Genomic DNA, 16,704 nt, shown 5'->3' with positions numbered 1-16,704 from the left:
GAGCTTCTGACTACGCTGCAGCGCATGGCAAAACGCAACTACCTTGTCGAGGGCGGTTCGGGTACCGGCAAGAGTTCGGTGTGCCGCGAGCTTCGGAAGCGCGGCTACCGAGCCGTTGACGGCGACAACGAACTTGCCTACGGCGGCGATCCGGAAACCGGAGACCGCGCCGACCACACCTATTACACCCACATCTGGGACGTCGCCAGAGTCCGGGAGATCGCCGCGGACACGTCCGAGGAGATCGCCTTCTTCTGTGGAGGTTCGAGGAACTTCACCAAGTTCCTCGACGTGTTCGACCAGGTCATCGTGCTGGACGTGGACACCAAAACCCTCAAGCGAAGGCTGGTCGCTCGCGAGGCCGACGACTGGGGCGGGAACGACGAGCAGAAGGAATTCATCCTGCGCCTGCACGCCACCAAGGAAGACATTCCCGACGGCACGGTCATCGACACCGGGCGCCCTCTCGACGAGGTTGTCGACGCGATCCTCGACGCCTCGCTGAAGAGCTGACACCGCCCATTGGGCAGGATGGACGCATGCGTCTGCCCGAGTTGCTGCGATCCATCGACGGACTCTCGTACGGACAGCGCGTACGCCTGCTCGCCGACCAGGCGCCTCAGCTGGTGGGTCTGCTCGGCGAACTGGGTCGAGGTACCGCGTTCGAGCGCGTCCTTGGGCTGCAGATCGCCGAGGTCACCCGCGAGGCGTCGTACGTCAGCCGGATGCTTCGGGACTCGGATCCGGCAGTGCAGTCACGGGCGCTCGCTGCGGTCGGTCGCGGGGTGCCGGTCGCGGACGACGACCTGCGGATCGTGTACGACGACGCGCCCGCGGCACTGCGCTCGAAGCTGGTGGCCCTGGTACGCCGGCAGCGGCGCGAGCATCTCGCCGTACGGCTGATCGACGAGCACCGGGCGCGCTGGGGTGACGTGGCGGCGACTGGTCTGCTCGACGCCACGGATGACACGACCGTGGCGCGGCTGCTGCCCGAGCTGGCGTACTGCGTTACGCCTGGCGGCTGGCGTCAGCTCGCGAAGCATCATCCGGACGCAGTACTGGCGTTTGCTCGCCAGACGCTCCCTGCCAACGATGAGTGGTGGCAGGGCGTCGGCCATGGCGTCACCGCGTCACTAGAGCAGGCACCGGACGCGGTACTGGAGCTGATCAAGCAGGCGGTACCTGCGCACGACCTGCCCATCGCAGTGCTCGACATCATCGGTCCACTCACAGACAGGGACCCGGCAGGCGTGATGGAGCTCCTGCTCGCCCCTGACCGGCGCAGCGTGGTGACACGGGCGCTGACCCCGGCATTCCGGCGTCGGCTGCACAGGTACTCCGACGACGAGCTCATCACCCTCGGACGGGTCCTCTGGCCGGACCTGGCCAGCTTCCTCGACACACTGGCGCCGTCGCGGCGGGCGGCGGTCTTCGCGGCCGTGACGCAGTACGTCGACCTTGGGCAGGCTCAGCTGAGTACGGAGCTTCTCCAGGCGCTGCCGCATGCTGTGCGCGCGGAGCAGGCACGTCGGATGCTCACGCTACCTGCGATCAGTGAAGACGCGTGGTGGCGGCGGAGCATCGCAGGTCACCTGCCCTTCGACGAGGCCTTCGCACTCCTCGAACCGGACGTGAGCGACCCAGACGCCTCGGCGCGCAGCTCGGTCTACCAGGGGATCGTCCGGTCGGCTGGGTACGGCAGGCGGCCGGAGCAGGTCGTGCAGGCTGTCACGTGGGTGGCAGGGCGGATCCGCAACGACCAGGACACAGTGCGACTCAACGCCGTACAGGCTGTCGCGGAGCTGCCGCCGACGCTGCTGACCGATGCGCTGACCGAGTCGCTGGACACCCTCCTCACCGACGCGCTGGGAGCACGAGACGCCTCGTGGGCGACACGCAGTGCCTTGACGCAGCTGGCCGAGAACGCTGTCGTCCAAGGCGCCTTGGACAACAGAACCGCCGTGCTGGACTGGGGCTTGCTGGCGCACGCGCGGCTGTCGGAGAACCGCGGCCGGATCGACTTGGATCCGCTGGTCGACAGGCTGCCGCGCGGACGGGAAGCCGACGTGTACGAGGCGCTCCGGCCCGCGATCGAGGCCGCTGCCAAGCGCGAGGAGTTCTCGCTGGCGTTCACGGTGGCCGCGGCTCTGGGCCGCCGCGACTGGTCGACGGATCACCTCGAGAGCGTGCTCGAGCAGGCGGTCTGGTCGAACCAGGAGTACACCTCCGACCAGGCCTGCACGTACTGGTTGGAACCGCCCCGGACCCGGTACGAGCGCCTCCGTCAGATCGTCGAGCGGGACGTCACCATGGCCCGCTGGCACTCGGTGTGGTGGCTGGTCACCGAGCACTACACCGACCTGCTCGACCCGGTCCTCGCCGCGGCGGATCGGATTCGCCGCTTCGATCGCAGCAGCACCTCCTGGCAGGTGCCCGACTACGCACTGCGCCGCTGGCTGCCCCGACAGCAGGCTCGGTACGCCGAGCTGCTCGTCCAAGCTGCCCGTGACGACCAAATGCATACGTGGTACCGGGCGTTGGCTGTGAGGACACTTGGGCGGGTGCCGGTTGCCGGCAGGGCTGCGTTGGACGAGTTCCTCGGGAGTTCCGACGTACTGCTGCAGGAGGCCGCGCTCGCTGCATTGGCGTGGACAGAGCGGCCTGACCTCGCCATGCCGTTGCTGCTCGCGCATGCGGGTGATGATCGGGCGCGGGTCGCTGTGTATGCGGCTAGCCGGGCGGCGCGGTACGTACGGCCCAGTCTGCTGCCGGGGCTGCTGCAGCCGGTGCTCTCCGGTAGCCGCGTGAAGGTCACGTCGCGGAAGGAGGCGGTGCGGCTGCTCGGCGAGCTACGGGCTCCTGGAGCTAGCGCCGTACTCACGGAGGCGTGGGCTGGTGCGCATCGGGACGTGCGGGCCGCTATTGCGCGGACCGTGTCGCAGTACTTGCTGTACGACCCTGCTGCGTGGGCGGTCCTGGAGCAGGCAGTGCACGACTCTCCGGCTACTGCGACGGCGCTGACGGTACGGCGCGCGTACGACGTACCTGTGGGGTACCGGGCGCGGTACGCCGACCTGTTGATCGCTGTGACGACTCGCAGCGAGCCGGAGGTCGTGGGGCCTGCGTTGCTCGCGTTGCGGGGGTGGGCGCGGTACAACCCGGCTGCTACTCGGGTCTGCGCGGACTTCATCAGCCGGCTGTCGGTGCGCGGTCGGGTGTGGCGAGACGGGATCAGTGCGCTCGTCTCGTTCGTCGCGACGGATGCGCCGGCAGGGCTGGACGACGTGGTTGACGTCGCTCGGCTGCTGGTGCGGTTGGAGGCTGATCCGGCGCTGCCGAACGCGTTGCCGGATCGGGATCATCCGGCGCGGCAGCGGCTGACGTATCTGGTGAGTCAGCTGTCGGCGCAGTTCAGCCGTCGGTCGGCGGAGGACCGCCGGCACCTGCGCGTGGTTGCCGACGAGCTGGTCGGCACCGACTTTCTGGAACTCCGGCTGCGGCTAGTGGTGCATTCGCAGCCGGTCGACGAGCTTCGCGAACTGGTCGGTGATGATCCGTTGGCCGCGCTGACGGCTGCCGACCTTGTCTCCGCTCGGCTCTCCGCGACCGAGTCGACGTGGACGCCTGCAGAACTGCTGCCGGTTGCCGATTCGCTGGTCCACTCCCCTGACTTGGCATCCGGGTTGCTGGCCCACGTCGTTGTCAACGCAGCCGCTCCTCGGGCTGGGTGGTCCGCCGAGTGGCGCGAACTGCTCGTTGCCCTCCGCAACCACCCGTCCCCGGCCGTCCGCCGCCGAGGCCTCGACCTGGCAAGCGCTACGGAGTAGGAGCTAGTCGGCCTTCTTCTGTTCCTCGGCTTCGCGGGCGCGTTTGCGGCGTTTGCCTTCGTGCATGGCGACGACCCGAGCGATGGGAATGGCTCGGCCTTCTTCCAGCAGGTCCTCAGGGAGCTCCTGCGGCGCGGGCAGTTGCTCGGCCCACGGATCGCGATCGCCGAGGAGCGCCGGCGCGGTCCGGACGGTGAAGTCGCGCGGCGTCACGCTCTCCAGGTCGTCCCATCCGACCGGGAACGACACCGTCGTACCTGGCCGGACACGCGGGCTGTACGCCGCCACGACCGTCGCACCGCCGGACCGCGTGGAGTCGACGAAGACCTTCCCGTGCCGGTCCTCCTTGATGTACGCCGTGGTCGCGACCGACCGATCGATCTTCTCGGCCCGCGCCGCGATCGCCCGGGTGGCGGCCGCGGCGTCCTCGATCGTCACCCTGTCGACAATCGGCACGATCACGTGCACGCCCTTCGCGCCGCTCGTCTTGACCGCACCGGACAACCCGCAGTCGGTCAACGCCTGCCGCACCAGCAACGCGGCCTGCACTGCCATGGAGAACGTCTCCCCTTCCGGCGGATCGAGGTCGAGCACGAGATGCGTGACGCGATCCCAGCGGTTGGCGCGCATCAACGTCGGGTGGTACTCCACCGCACGCTGGTTCGCGAACCACAGCAGCGTCCGGCGGTCGTCGCACAACGCGTACGACACCTCGCGTTTCGACGCCTCCGCCCAGACCGGCACGGTCTTCACCCAGTCCGGCGTGTACTTCGGAACGTTCTTCTGCATGAACTTGGGCTGTCCCGGGCGGATCCGCACGACCGACAACGGCCGCTCCCGCAGCTCCGGCACGATCCGCTCGTGCACCGCGTCCAGGTAATCGACGAGATCCCGCTTCCTCGCATCAGCCCCGTCGAACAACGGCTGATCCAGATTGGTCAGGTCAACGCCGTCCCGCGTCTCATCCGGCTTACTCGCCATCCGTAGAGCTTAGACCCGCGCAGGTAGCGGGTTGTTTCACCAATGCCGCGCTGTAACCCGCCAGCCGTCACATATCCCGCCACTGGCAGGACGTCGCAGGGCGTCGGGTACCTCGGGGGCTACGGTGCCAGGATTTTGAGGAGGGCGGCGAGGACCAGCTCGTCCTCGCCGGGTTGGAGGGTTTGGGGATTGAGGGCGATGGCGTCGTCGGGTACGCCGAAGGTGCCGACCGCGATCCGGGGATCGCCGTCCCACAGCGCCTTGATCACCTCGTCGCGGTCGCGGGTGAGTCGGAGTACGGCGCGGCTGTGGGGTTGGCCGGCCTCGCTCGGGTACCCGCGCTCGACGACCGCGAGCCCCTGCAAGCCGACGATCCAATCGTCAACAATCCGCTCGTAGGATGCCAACAATTCGTCCTCGTCCTGCGCGAGCGTCCACTCGACCGCCGCGAGCAGACCCATCAACTCTTCCTTCCCCACCTTCATCCCGCGCCCGAGCTCCTGCTTCGGCGACGTGTGCGCCCGTACCCGATCCACGAGCCACCGCTTCCCCAGCACCAGCCCGCTCGCCTGCGGACCGCGCAATCCCTTCCCGCCGCTCACCAGCACTGCATCTGCACCGATGTCCCGCGTGAACTGCCAGAGCGACGCAACGGGCGGGATCTGCGCAGCCGCGTCCACGATCACCGGTACGCCGCATTCGCGCGCACCTTGCACCACTTCCTCCACCGGCAACGCACCCGCCGCGTAGTGCGCGCCCGCGAACCACAACACGCACGCCGGTTTGCGTGCGAGCGCCGTACGCAACTCGTCGTACGACGGGCCGATCTCGACGATGCGGGCGCCCGTGAGGCGAGCGGAGTAGTCATAGCCGTTGCGTTGGCTCGCGAACATCACCACCTCGGCGTCGGTGGGGAACGGCTGCGATTCGGTGGTGATGCAGGCGGCGACCGTCAGCGAGATCGCGGCCGCGGCGCCGGACGTCACGTACGCGGCCTCGTTGTGGGTCAGCTCGGCGAGCCGCTCCCCCACCAGTTCGTTCAGCTCCGGCAGGTCGACGAACTGTGCCGCCGCGTCGTTCATCGCCTTCAGGACCGGGGCCGGCATCAACGATCCACCGAGCACGGTGACTGTGGCGTTGGCGTTGATGACCGGCCGCACGCCGAGTGGTGCGGTCATGCGACGAACTTCGACATAGCGGGTACGCCGAACCGTTCGGCCAGCCACGCGTCCAGGAAGTCGTTGTCGGTGCCGTCGAGGTGGGTGACCTTGTAGACCTCCGGATCCGGCAACGCCGACAGCAGCGATCCGCACCAGTCCGCGTCGTCAACGGAAAGGAGCGTCCGGCCGGCAACTGCGGGAGCGTGTCGTGCCGCATCGAAGTACGACAAGGTTGTCGACAATGCGGCTGTCGACGATCCGGCCCGCAGCTGGTCGTTCAGCTCCTCCAACGGATACATGCACGACTTCAGCCGCGCCTCCATCGCGCGGTAGAACAGCAGGTCCGTCACCCGCACCGTGCTGAACCCGGGCCGTCGCGCCGCCGTCAGCACCGCGAGATCGTCACCGGTCACCGCGACCCGCGCCGGATCGACCTCCGCCAGTCCCATCAGGAACTCCGCCGCTCGTAGACAATCCGCCGCGATCCCCCGATAGATGTACGTCGACGGGTCGTCGATCCCCATCGTCAACAATCCCGGGTACGCCGCCGCGAACCCCTCGTCGGCGAGCCGCTGACCGCGGTGCATCAGCCCGAGTACGACGTACCGGCTCCGGTCGTTCGGGTGCGGGATGTTGTTGACACTTCCGTACCGCGGTGTGATGAGCAGCCCGGGGAACGGGCCGTCGCCCTTCGGGATACTGAGGTTCCCGTACACGCGGTACGGACCGGTGCTGGTGATCCGCACCGTGTAGAACGTCGCCTCGTCGGTCGTCCGCGCCGGCACCACGTCCAGCACCGGGCGGCCGGGAATCGCCGCGAGCTCTTCGTCGACCGCGGCCCAGTAGGCATCGAAGGTCATCAGGTCACCGTCCCGGGGTGAGGTGCTCGGCAAGGAAGTCCTCCACGACGCGCATGACGTCCGGGAGGCCGGCGTGGTGCGCGCAGTGCGGATAGGTGTGCAGCGTCTTCTCGCAGGTCAGCGTGCGGTGCAACGCGAATCCGGTCTCCGGCGGGCAGACGTCGTCCTCGAGCCCGAGGTAGAGCAGCGTCGGCGCCTGCACCTTCGGCGCGAAGTTCAGCCCGTCGTAGTACGCGACCGTCTCCCGCACCCGGTCGACGTCCTTCGGATGGATCCGCAGGTACTCGTTGATCTCCTCGTACGGGTACGACCGGGTCAGCGTCGGTGCGGTCATGATCCCGCAGAGGTACGGCGCTCCCGCCGCAACGCACCGGATCGCCTCGGGGAGCAACGCGGCCGTGGAGATCCCGAGCCCGCCGCCCTGGCTCGACCCCTGCAGTCCGATCCGCAGATTGTCGACATCTGGACGATCAAGCAATACTTCGACCGCGCGCACCACGTCGAGATAGAACCCTCGGTACCCGTACGTGTTCGGGTCGACGATGTTGTGCGTCAGCAGGCCCGGGTACCCGGGGTTGAACACGTCGTTCGAGCGGAGCTTCCCGCGCGGCGCGATCGCGAGCGCGGCGTACCCGAGCTCCGCCCACTCCTTCGGGACGGTCGGCTCGGAGATGTACCCGGGGATCGTCACCAGGCCCGGATACGGCGCAGTGCCCGTGCGCGGGACGGCGTACCAGCCGGCGATCCGCAGACCGCCGTAGCTGGTGAAACGCAGATCGTAGACAATCACCGTGTCCGTGGAGAGCGTCGGCATCTCGGTGAGCACCGGATCCAACGGGTACGACGCGCAGTCCGCCAGTCCGGCCGCCCAGAAGTCGTCGAAGTCGGCGGGCAGTTCGACCTCGACGGTCGCGTTCTCGGGGTCTCTCAAGAGTGTTCCTCTCGTTCGGGCGCGTGGAGTGCGGTGCCGTCGGCCGCGGCGAACAGGTGCAGGCGGTTCGGGTTGAACCCGACGTACACCGTGCTGTCGTGACCGAGGCGGAAAGGGGTCGGGACGCGGGCCTTGACGAGCTCGCCCTCGATCCGGACGGTGACGAGGACGTCGGGGCCGAGCGGTTCGGAAACGAAGACCTTCCCGGGGTGATAGCCGTCGACGGGGGTGGTCGACAATGTGATGTCTTCGGGGCGGATTCCCAGCACCACGGCTGGGTCGGTTGGCTCAGCGGACAGGCGCAGGGCTTGGGTCAGCGCGGGCGAGCGGAAGGTCCGGGTGCCGTCGACGTCGGCGAGTTCGCCGGTGACGAAGTTCATCGGCGGTGAACCCATGAACGACGCCACGAAGCGGTTCGCCGGACGCTCGTAGATCTCCTCCGGTGTCGCGCACTGCTGGACGACGCCGTCGCGCATCACCGCGATCCGGTCCGACATCGTCATCGCCTCGACCTGGTCGTGCGTGACGTAGATGAACGTCCGCGCCACGTCGACGTGCAGCCGCTTGATCTCCGCGCGCATCAGCACCCGGAGCTGGGCGTCGAGGTTGGACAGCGGCTCGTCGAGCAGGTAGGCGCCGGCGTCGCGGACGATCGCCCGCCCGAGCGCGACCCGTTGCCGCTGGCCACCGGACAGTTCTCGCGGCTTGCGGTCCAGCAGGTCCTCGATGTCCAGCGTCCGGGCCGCCTGCAGGACCTGTTCGGAGATCGTTGCCTTCGGCACCCGCATCATCTTCAGCGCGAACCCGATGTTCTGCCGCACGGTCTTGTGCGGGTAGAGCGCGTAGCTCTGGAACACCATCGACACGTCCCGCTTGTTCGCCGGCAGCCAGCTGACCGGCTTGCCGTCGAAGAAGATGTGGCCCTCGGTGGCCCGTTCCAGCCCGCAGATCATTCGTAGGGTTGTCGACTTTCCACAACCGGACGGTCCGACCAGCGTGAGGAACTCCTGGTCCTCGACGGTCAGGTTGAGATCGCGGACGGCGGTCTTGCCGCCGAACGACTTGGTGATGCCTTCCAAACGCACTTCAGCCATCTGCCTCAGCCCTTCACGGATCCGGCGGCCATGCCCTGCACCAGCTTGCGCTGGAAGAGCAGAGCGAGCACGAGGGGTGGAACGACCGCGAGTACGCCGGCCGCGGCCATCACGGTGAACTGGGTGTTGAAGTCGGTGGCGAAGTTCGCCGCCACCACCGGGATCGTCTTCGCCGCCTTCGTACTGGTCAGGAACAGCGCGAACATGAACTCGTTCCACGCCGTCATGAACGCGAACACCGCGGCCGCGACCAGCCCGGGCGCCGCGACCGGCAGGAACACCGTCCACATCGTCCGGAACCAACCGCACCGGTCGACGCGCGCCGCCTCCTCCAGTTCGCGCGGCACCGACCGGAAGAAGTCCTTCAGGATCCAGATCGTGATCGGCAACGCGAACGTCGTGTACGACAGGATCAGCGCGAGATACGTGTCCAGCAGCCCGAACGACCGCATCAGCAGATAGAACGGGATGATGATCGCGATCCCCGGCACCATCCGGGTCAGCAGGTACAGCACGAGCAGCACCTGACTCCCCCGGAACTTCAACCGGGAGAACGAGTACGCCGCGAACGTCGCCAGCGCCAGGTTCAGCACAGCGGTCGCGGTCGCCACGACCAGGCTGTTCCGCAGCGAGTACGGCGTCTCCGACACGGCCCGCCCGCCGACGAGCTCCTGCGCCGCGTTCGGCCGGACGAACCCGAGATAGTTCTCCAGCGTCGGATGCACCGGAACCCAGTGCGGCGGCACCGAGATCGCGTCCACCTCGTGCATGAAACTCATCGCAACAATCCAGTAGAACGGCAACACCAGATACAGCGCGAAGCCAACGGCCAGCACGTAGAGCACGATCTTCTTCCACGGAATCCGGTAACTCAGAGGAATGCGTACCTGAGTGCTCATACCTCGAAATTTCCTTTCCGGTAGAGGAGGCCGATGTAGCCGATGGAGATCAGGAGGGTGATGGCGGTGATCACCCAGGCGTAGGCGCTGCCGAGGCCGAAGTCGGTGAAGGTGAGGACGGTCTGCACGTCGAGGAGGGCGATCGTGGTGGTCGCGTCGCCAGGGCCGCCGCCGGTCAGCACGTAGATGGTGTCGAACGCGCGGAACGCGTTCATCGTCTCGAGGATGAGGACGATCAGGAGTGGATGGAGGAGCCACGGCACCGTGACCTCGGTGAACCGTCGCCAGGCGCCGGCGCGGTCCACGGTCGCGGCGTCGTACAGCTCCGAGGGGATTGTCGACAATCCGGCGAGCAGAATGATGACCGAGAACGGGAGTGTGTTCCAGACCTGGGCGAGCGCCGTGAACAGGAACGCTCCCGTGCCGGACGTGAGCCACGCGTGGTAGCTGTCGATCAGCCCGAGTTGCTGCAGCAGACCGTTCAGCGCGCCGGTCTTGGCGTCGAAGATCGTCCGCCACATCAGGCCGTTCACCACCCCGGGCATTGCCCAGGGCAACAAAGCGAGGCTGAGCAGCAGACCGCGGCCCCGGAACCGTTCGTTCAGCACCAGCGCAAGGATCAGCGCGAGGACGACGGTCAGCCCGAGCACCACGAGTACGAACAGCGCCGAGACCTTCAGCGCGGACAGGAACGCCTGGTCGCTGAGCAGTGCCTTGTAGTTGTCGAACCCGATGAACCGCTTGGCCCGCGGGCGTTTCAGGTTGTTCTTCTGCAGGCTGACGTAGAACGAGTACCCGATCGGATACGCGACCAGCAGGGCGATCACCACGATCGCCGGAGCGTTCAGAGCCCAGGCCTTCGCGTTGTCGCCCAGCGGCCGGCGTTCGGCGAACGCAACCATCGTCAGGAGTACTTCTTCTTGAGCGTCTCGGCCGACTGCGCCAGCGACGCGACCGCGGCCGACGGCTGGGTCTGGTTGCTCAGCACGCCCTGCACGACCTTGTGCATCTCGGTCTCGAACTCGGTGTACCAGGGCACCCCGAGCACGTTGCGCGGCTTGGCGATCTCGGCCAGGTGCGTGTAGACCTTCGGGTCCGCGAACTTCTTCAGCGCCGCGGTGATCGTCGGATCGTTGACCATCGCTTTGTAGGCAAAACCCAGTCCGCGCTGCAGGAACCAGAACTTCGCGGTGTACGGCTGCTTCTGGTCGTCGTACCCGCCGAGGTACGTGAGCAGCTTGAACGCGTTGTCCTTGACCTCGGTGTCCTTCGCCAGGCCGTACATCCGGGTGTTGCTGACGGTGCCGTGCTCTTTGCCGTCCAGGCTCGGCACGAGCCCCATCCGGATCTTGCCCGCGGCCTTGGACTTGGCCGGGTCGTTGTAGTCGCGGCTCGCGTAGCGGGCGCCGATCGTGTACGCGTACCGGTTCGCCTTCATCGCGTTGTCGACCGGCACCGGCAGCAGCTGCAGCGACGCCGGGTCGATCACCTTCGACTTGGTCGCGGCCTGCTGCAGCCAGGCGAACACGTCCTTCGTCACGGTGTCAGAGGTGTTCATGATCGGGTTCTGCTGGTCGTCGAACATGTTCCCGCCGCTGCCGAACAGCAGCGCCCACACCCAGGACCACCAGGTGTCGGACAACTGCGCGGGCAGACCGATCGGGTACTCCAGCAGGCCGGCGTTCTTGATCTTCAGGGCCTGCGCCTCGAGCTCCTCGAGACTGGCCGGCGGCTTCGAGATCCCTGCCTGGGCGAGGATTCCGGCGTTGTACGTCAGACACGTCGCGTCGGTGTAGTACGGGAGGCCGTACCGCTTCCCGTCGTACGTCATCGCCTGGGCGTTGCCGGGATAGATCGCGTTGTAGACCTCGTCGACACCGGCCATCCCGTCGAGAGGTTGCAGGTAGTCGCCCTCGACCCAGGCCGCGAGCGAGTCGTCGTACACGTAGAGCGCGTCCGGTCCGCCGCCGCCGGTGAACTCGGCGACGACCTTCTGGACGTACTGCGCACTCGTGATCGGGGTGTAGTCGACCTTGACGCTGCTGGTCTTGGTGAAGCGGTCGAGGTTCTGCTGGACCAGCGCTGCCTCGTAGTCCCAGCCCTCGAACTTCACACTGCCGTCGCCGGAACCACCTCCCGAGGAGGAATCGTTCGAGCAGGCGGACAGCAGGGCGGGGCCGGCCAGTCCGAGACCGGTCAGCTTGAGGATGTGGCGGCGGGTGAGCTCCATGGTTGTGCCTCCAACGCTTGGGCGATGCGCAGTCGGTACAGACGCGTCGGGCGTCCTTTGGCGTGGTGCTGGGCAGTTCCCTCGACGCTCACCAGGCCGCCTGCGTCGAGAGTCCGGATCAGGCGGCGTCCGCTCTGGTCCGTGATGCCGAGATGACCGGCAAGCTCTCCAGGCGAGAGCGTGCGGCCTTGCAGTTCGTGGTCCAGCGCGGCCAGCCGGGAGACGGTGGTCGCGCTCAGACCGACGTACTTCGCGAGTTGTTCGACCTCGTCGCCGTGCTCGCGGTACGAGAACCGCAGCGCTTCGCCGGCCGGCCCCATCGGACCGATCACGACACCGCTGTCCTCGAACAGGTACGCGCACGGTTCGCCGGCGAGCTCGGCGCGCGCGGCAGCCTGCTCGGCGAGCAGCACGCAGTTGCGGGCCGACACACCGACGCCGAAGCCGGCCGAGATCTGCGCGCCGAGCGCCACGGCGGCCTCGGCCAGTGCGGGTACGGCGACCCAGTTGCGGGTGATGCGCTCGAACAACGCCTTGTGGGCGAAGACGACGACACCGCGACGCCCGCGGTTCTCGATCCAGGCGCCGGCGAACTCGGGGGTGTTGAGCAGGTGGTTCATCAGGCCGATCCGGGCCCGCTCCTCGTCCGCCGACGCCTCGATCAGGAAGACCCCGGCGGCGAAGCGTTGCGCACTGGCCCGCTCGGACTCGATCCGCAGCGCGAGCTCGTGCAGCTCGGTACGGATCGTGGCCGGCACCGGCATACCGCTCATGATCTGGACGGAGCCGGCGAGCTGTTCCCGTACGGCGGCACGCACGCTGATCACGTAGCTACGCTCGCCGAACCTGCGGTACGCGGCCTGATGGAACGCGACGATCTCGTCGACGCTCTGGGTCGGTGCGTAGGGCAAGCAGTCGATCTGGTCCTGATCGAGGTCCAGCGCGGTGGCGACCGCTTCGACCGCTTCGGCGGGGAACGTGTCGATGCTGACCGGCGTACGGCCCCAGCCGCGTTCCTGCGCACGGTAGAGCGCGAGCGTGAGGTCGAGCGCCGATGATCGAATCACACCGACCGGCAGGCCGGGTGGGAGGAGTTCCTGGCTCGCGGTGTACGGCACCGGGCCGGCGAGGAAGCCGTCGAGTCGCGTCGTGCTCAGGAACTCGGCGACCTTGTCGCGGATCTCGTCCTCGTGGTCGTAGCTGACCCACTCGAGATCCACCCCGCCCAGCGTCCGCGCGGCGTCGTGGAACAACTCGTGGTGGGTCACGTGGGTGACGACCCCGATCACGATGTCCACGGCACTCCTTTAACGAACCATGTTCGGAAGTGACTCGTAAATCCAATGCCGTCCAAGATCGCGTGGTTCCGGTCGTCAGGTCAAGGGATCGTGCGGGATTTGTTCAAGACCGCAGCGTCGTACCGGTCTAGCGTCGCGCCCATGATTCTCGTCACCGGCGGACTCGGAATGATCGGCGCCCACACCGCCCGCGCCCTCCTCGATCTGGGGCAGGAGGTCGTCGTCACCTCGCACCGGCGTACCGATCCCCCGTCGTTCCTCGACGGGAAGGTCGCCGTTGAACAGCTCGACGTCACCGACCGGGACGCGTTCCTCGCCCTCGGGGAGCGGTACGACGTCAGCGACATCGTCCACCTGGCGGGCTCGATCCCGGCCGACGATCCGGTCGCGTACTTCCGCCACGACACCGCTGGACTGCTCAATGCGCTGGATGCGGCGCGGGCGTGGAAGGTACGGCGGTTCGCGGTCGCGAGCAGCATCGGGGTGTACATCGGGCAGGACGAATCACCGTGGCACGAAGACCTTCCGCTGCCGACCGCCGACCTTCCGCACTTGATCGTCGCCTTCAAGAAGGCCGTCGAACCAGTGACGACGCACAGCCTGGCCGGAACCGGCGTCCAGCCGATCGTGCTCCGGATCGGCTCGACCTGGGGTCCGCTGATGGACCCGGAGTCCATCTTCAGCCCGATCCCGCCGTACGTCAGCGCCGTACTCCGCGGCGAAGCTCCCGCTCCCCTGCCGGCCGACGCCGGTGGCGACTGGTGCTATGCGCCTGACATGGGCCGCGCGATCGCCTCCCTCGTCGGCGCGGACACCCTCAACCACACCACCTACAACGTCTCCAGCGGCAAGCCCTTCGTGTACGGCGAAGCAGCCGGCCAACTGACTGTCGAGCCCGGTGGCCAGACCAGCCCGCACCTCGACGTCACCCGCCTGACCAATGAGACCGGCTTCACCCCCACCTTCGCTTTCCCCGAAGCCGTCGCCGACTACATCACGTGGCGCGCTACCAACGCCCGCTGACGCGGATCCGTCGGTGTGGTTGGATGCGGACATGCCGACGGCCTCCAGACTCGTTCTGTTGTGTGGGACGGCGTTCTCCGGGAAGAGCACGGTGGCGCGAACCCTGGCGCCGAGCCTGTCGGCGAGCATCGTGAGTCTGGACGAGATCAACGAGCGCCGCGGGTTGTGGGGCGGTGACGGGATCCCGGTCGAAGAGTGGATGCGGACGCACGAACTGGCGTCCGGCGAGGTTCGCGGACTACTCGCCTCGGGTGCGTCCGTTGTTGTCGACGACACCAGCTCGCCGCGGTTCCTGCGCGACGGCTGGCGTTCGCTGGCCGCGGCTGCCGGTGTCCGCTTCACCTTGATGTACGTCGATGTCGACCACGCGACGATTCGCCGTCGCCGGGCCGCGAATCGGCTCGATCCGCGCCGGCGGGATGTCTCCGACGCGGTCCTCGATCAGCACCTCACCGACTTCGAACCACCAGCGGCCGACGAGGACGCCGTACGAGTGACGTCCGTAGAAGACCTGCAGCACTTGGCGCTCTGAGCCCGGCCCGATGGCGGGTTGTTTCATCGGTGGCGCGCTACAACCCGCCAGTGATCACATAACCCGCCAGCGGTCGGCGTCAGCCGCCGGAGACTCCGATTTCGGCGTCGGCTAGGTCGGCGGTTAGGCCGTCTGTGTCGTCTAGCCAGCCTTGCGGGAGGACTACGTGGTCGCGGGGGCTGCCTTGGCGGCCTCGGGGGGCGCCTAGTTCGGCTACCGGGAAGGGGACGGTGCGGTCGAGTTCGGCGAGGAGCTCGTCCAGGCGCGCGAGTGAGTCGACCATGCCCAGGGCGGCGCGGAGTTCGCCGCCGGCCGGGAAACCCTTCAGGTACCACGGGACGTGCTTGCGGAAGTCGCGCAGTCCGCGCTGCTCCCCCATCAGCTCCGCGAGCAACTCACCGTGCCGCCGCATCACATCGGCGACCTCACCGAGCGTCGGAAGGTTCAACGCCTCGCCCCCGGCGAACGCGACCGCGAGATCGCGGAACAACCACGGCCGCCCCAGGCACCCGCGTCCGACGATCACACCGGCGCACCCAGTCTCGGCGACCATCCGCAAAGCGTCGCCGGCTTCCCAGATGTCGCCGTTCCCCAGCACCGGGATAGATACGTGCTCGACCAGCGCAGCGATCGTGGTCCAATCCGCCTGACCGGAGTACGCCTGCGACGCCGTCCGCCCGTGCAACCCGATCGCCGCAGCGCCGGAGTCCGAAGCGATCCGCCCGGCGTCGAGATACGTCTGATGATCGGCGTCGATCCCGATCCGGGTCTTCATCGTCACCGGTACGCCGTACGGCGTCGCGGCCTGCACCGCGGAGCGCAGGATCGCGCCGAGCAGATTCCGCTTCCACGGCAGCGCGGCGCCACCGCCCTTGCGCGTCACCTTCGGCACCGGGCACCCGAAGTTCAGGTCGATATGCGCAACGCCATAAGCATCACAAAGGATCTGCACAGCGCGGCCGATGTACGTCGGGTCGACGCCGTACAACTGCACCGACCGAACCGTCTCCCGGGCGTCGAACGTCAGCATGTCGAGCGACTTCTGATCGCCCTCGACGATGCCGCGCGACGTGATCATCTCGCAGACGTACAGCCCGGCGCCCTGCTCGGCGCACAGCCGCCGGTACGCCGCATTGGTGATACCGGCCATCGGCGCCAGCACCACCGGCGTCTCGATCGTGAGATTGCCCAACTGAAGCATGCTCAGGCCTTCGCCACCAGCACCTGTCCGTTACCGGAAACCTGTGCTTTGTAAGGCTGTACGGCGTTCGCCGTCGTTGTCACGTCACACGCGATACCAGCATCGGAATGCTTGACCACGGCAACATCATCCATCGTGCAGGTCACCTTCGCGGCGTCCGTCACGGTCCGCAGAACGGCGTCGACAACCTTCGCCCGCACGATCGCGACCGACTCCGAGGTGAACTTGTACGACGCCGTGTACTGCTTCGCGTCGACCGTCAGGGTGCCGGTGTACGGCTTCCCGGCGTACGTCACCGTGCAGGTCAGCTCGTGCTTGCCGGCGGTCTCGACCTTGTCGATGCCCGGGCACTTCACGGTCGTGGTGGCCGTCTTACCGGCCGCGATCTGCGCCTGCTTGACGATCGCGAACGTGATCCGGTCGGCGAGCGGCGCGTCGTTCTCCGGCTCACCGGTGACCTTCGGCGTCGGCCAGGGCTTCGACGGGGTCGGCAGTGCGGTCAGGGTCGGCGTCGACGCGGTCGGGATCGGGGCGCTCGAAGGCGGCGGCGTACTCGAGGCAGGCGTCGAGGGCGACGTACCGGCCTCGGGCTTGCTGTCCGAGCAGGAGGACAGCACGAGCACCGCGAGCACAGACAGCACCGGAAGTCCCAAGACAGCCAACCGAGC

The 16,704-nt window shown here is 67.5% G+C and carries 15 protein-coding genes; 4 read left to right on the top strand and 11 right to left on the bottom strand.

The window, feature by feature from the left end; genetic code table 11:
• Nucleotides 1-24: 24 nt before the first annotated feature.
• Together OHB24_RS26025 and OHB24_RS26020 are read left to right on the top strand one after the other, a co-directional pair.
• Complete coding sequence (locus OHB24_RS26025; protein ID WP_327633456.1) at nucleotides 25-513, top strand: AAA family ATPase; 489 nt, start codon at nucleotides 25-27, stop codon at nucleotides 511-513.
• Nucleotides 514-539: 26 nt separating this feature from the next.
• Nucleotides 540-3,827: a hypothetical protein gene (locus OHB24_RS26020; RefSeq protein ID WP_327633455.1), complete on the top strand. Its 3,288-nt coding sequence runs from the start codon at nucleotides 540-542 to the stop codon at nucleotides 3,825-3,827.
• A gap of 3 nt (nucleotides 3,828-3,830) precedes the next feature.
• On the opposite strand, the gene OHB24_RS26015 is transcribed toward OHB24_RS26020, so the two are convergent.
• From OHB24_RS26015 to OHB24_RS25975, 9 genes are all read right to left on the bottom strand, one after another.
• Nucleotides 3,831-4,808: a DNA polymerase domain-containing protein gene (locus OHB24_RS26015; RefSeq protein ID WP_327633454.1), complete on the bottom strand. Its 978-nt coding sequence runs from the start codon at nucleotides 4,806-4,808 to the stop codon at nucleotides 3,831-3,833.
• A gap of 119 nt (nucleotides 4,809-4,927) precedes the next feature.
• Entirely contained in the window at nucleotides 4,928-5,986 is a 1,059-nt protein-coding gene (locus tag OHB24_RS26010) for a hypothetical protein (RefSeq protein ID WP_327633453.1), read from the bottom strand.
• Nucleotides 5,983-6,828 (bottom strand): acetylxylan esterase, encoded by an 846-nt coding sequence (locus OHB24_RS26005; protein WP_327633452.1) that lies wholly within the window; start codon nucleotides 6,826-6,828, stop codon nucleotides 5,983-5,985. Before OHB24_RS26005 ends, OHB24_RS26010 begins: the two co-directional genes overlap by 4 nt.
• Before the next feature lie 4 nt (nucleotides 6,829-6,832).
• Nucleotides 6,833-7,759: an acetylxylan esterase gene (locus tag OHB24_RS26000; protein ID WP_327633451.1), complete on the bottom strand. Its 927-nt coding sequence runs from the start codon at nucleotides 7,757-7,759 to the stop codon at nucleotides 6,833-6,835.
• A complete protein-coding gene (locus tag OHB24_RS25995; protein WP_327633450.1) occupies nucleotides 7,756-8,853 on the bottom strand; it encodes an ABC transporter ATP-binding protein in 1,098 nt (365 codons plus the stop codon). The genes OHB24_RS26000 and OHB24_RS25995 overlap by 4 nt, the downstream gene beginning before the upstream one ends.
• Before the next feature lie 5 nt (nucleotides 8,854-8,858).
• Complete coding sequence (locus tag OHB24_RS25990) at nucleotides 8,859-9,752, bottom strand: carbohydrate ABC transporter permease (protein ID WP_327633449.1); 894 nt, start codon at nucleotides 9,750-9,752, stop codon at nucleotides 8,859-8,861.
• A complete protein-coding gene (locus OHB24_RS25985) occupies nucleotides 9,749-10,654 on the bottom strand; it encodes a carbohydrate ABC transporter permease (protein ID WP_327633448.1) in 906 nt (301 codons plus the stop codon). Before OHB24_RS25985 ends, OHB24_RS25990 begins: the two co-directional genes overlap by 4 nt.
• Nucleotides 10,655-10,656: 2 nt before the next feature.
• Nucleotides 10,657-11,982, bottom strand: coding sequence for an extracellular solute-binding protein (locus OHB24_RS25980; protein ID WP_327633447.1), 1,326 nt, complete (start codon nucleotides 11,980-11,982; stop codon nucleotides 10,657-10,659).
• The gene (locus OHB24_RS25975; protein ID WP_327633446.1) at nucleotides 11,949-13,280 is read right to left on the bottom strand and encodes a hypothetical protein; all 1,332 of its coding nucleotides are present in this window, start codon (nucleotides 13,278-13,280) and stop codon (nucleotides 11,949-11,951) included. Before OHB24_RS25975 ends, OHB24_RS25980 begins: the two co-directional genes overlap by 34 nt.
• 141 nt (nucleotides 13,281-13,421) lie before the next feature.
• Between OHB24_RS25975 and OHB24_RS25970 the strand changes: the two genes are divergently transcribed.
• Nucleotides 13,422-14,303, top strand: coding sequence for an NAD-dependent epimerase/dehydratase family protein (locus OHB24_RS25970; protein ID WP_327633445.1), 882 nt, complete (start codon nucleotides 13,422-13,424; stop codon nucleotides 14,301-14,303).
• A 31-nt stretch (nucleotides 14,304-14,334) separates the two neighbouring features.
• Nucleotides 14,335-14,835, top strand: coding sequence for an AAA family ATPase (locus tag OHB24_RS25965; RefSeq protein WP_327633444.1), 501 nt, complete (start codon nucleotides 14,335-14,337; stop codon nucleotides 14,833-14,835).
• A gap of 79 nt (nucleotides 14,836-14,914) precedes the next feature.
• On the opposite strand, the gene dusB is transcribed toward OHB24_RS25965, so the two are convergent.
• Both dusB and OHB24_RS25955 read right to left on the bottom strand, forming a co-directional pair.
• Nucleotides 14,915-16,036, bottom strand: coding sequence for a tRNA dihydrouridine synthase DusB (dusB, locus tag OHB24_RS25960; protein WP_327633443.1), 1,122 nt, complete (start codon nucleotides 16,034-16,036; stop codon nucleotides 14,915-14,917).
• Nucleotides 16,037-16,038: 2 nt separating this feature from the next.
• Complete coding sequence (locus tag OHB24_RS25955; protein ID WP_327633442.1) at nucleotides 16,039-16,698, bottom strand: hypothetical protein; 660 nt, start codon at nucleotides 16,696-16,698, stop codon at nucleotides 16,039-16,041.
• Nucleotides 16,699-16,704: the final 6 nt, after the last annotated feature.

The sequence above is a fragment of the Kribbella sp. NBC_00482 genome (assembly GCF_036013725.1).
Classification (GTDB): Bacteria; Actinomycetota; Actinomycetes; order Propionibacteriales; family Kribbellaceae; genus Kribbella.
Note: the sequence above shows the minus strand (reverse complement) of the source record. Positions and strands in the feature narration are given on the sequence as shown.

Coding starts and splice junctions, on each gene's coding strand:
- OHB24_RS26015 (WP_327633454.1), bottom strand. CDS start 4,808: ATGGCGAGTAAGCCGGATGAGACGCGGGACGGCGTTGACCTGACCAAT.
- dusB (WP_327633443.1), bottom strand. CDS start 16,036: ATGCTTCAGTTGGGCAATCTCACGATCGAGACGCCGGTGGTGCTGGCG.
- OHB24_RS26005 (WP_327633452.1), bottom strand. CDS start 6,828: ATGACCTTCGATGCCTACTGGGCCGCGGTCGACGAAGAGCTCGCGGCG.
- OHB24_RS25985 (WP_327633448.1), bottom strand. CDS start 10,654: ATGGTTGCGTTCGCCGAACGCCGGCCGCTGGGCGACAACGCGAAGGCC.
- OHB24_RS26020 (WP_327633455.1), top strand. CDS start 540: ATGCGTCTGCCCGAGTTGCTGCGATCCATCGACGGACTCTCGTACGGA.
- OHB24_RS25970 (WP_327633445.1), top strand. CDS start 13,422: ATGATTCTCGTCACCGGCGGACTCGGAATGATCGGCGCCCACACCGCC.
- OHB24_RS25965 (WP_327633444.1), top strand. CDS start 14,335: ATGCCGACGGCCTCCAGACTCGTTCTGTTGTGTGGGACGGCGTTCTCC.
- OHB24_RS26025 (WP_327633456.1), top strand. CDS start 25: ATGGCAAAACGCAACTACCTTGTCGAGGGCGGTTCGGGTACCGGCAAG.
- OHB24_RS25990 (WP_327633449.1), bottom strand. CDS start 9,752: ATGAGCACTCAGGTACGCATTCCTCTGAGTTACCGGATTCCGTGGAAG.
- OHB24_RS25980 (WP_327633447.1), bottom strand. CDS start 11,982: ATGGAGCTCACCCGCCGCCACATCCTCAAGCTGACCGGTCTCGGACTG.
- OHB24_RS26010 (WP_327633453.1), bottom strand. CDS start 5,986: ATGACCGCACCACTCGGCGTGCGGCCGGTCATCAACGCCAACGCCACA.
- OHB24_RS25995 (WP_327633450.1), bottom strand. CDS start 8,853: ATGGCTGAAGTGCGTTTGGAAGGCATCACCAAGTCGTTCGGCGGCAAG.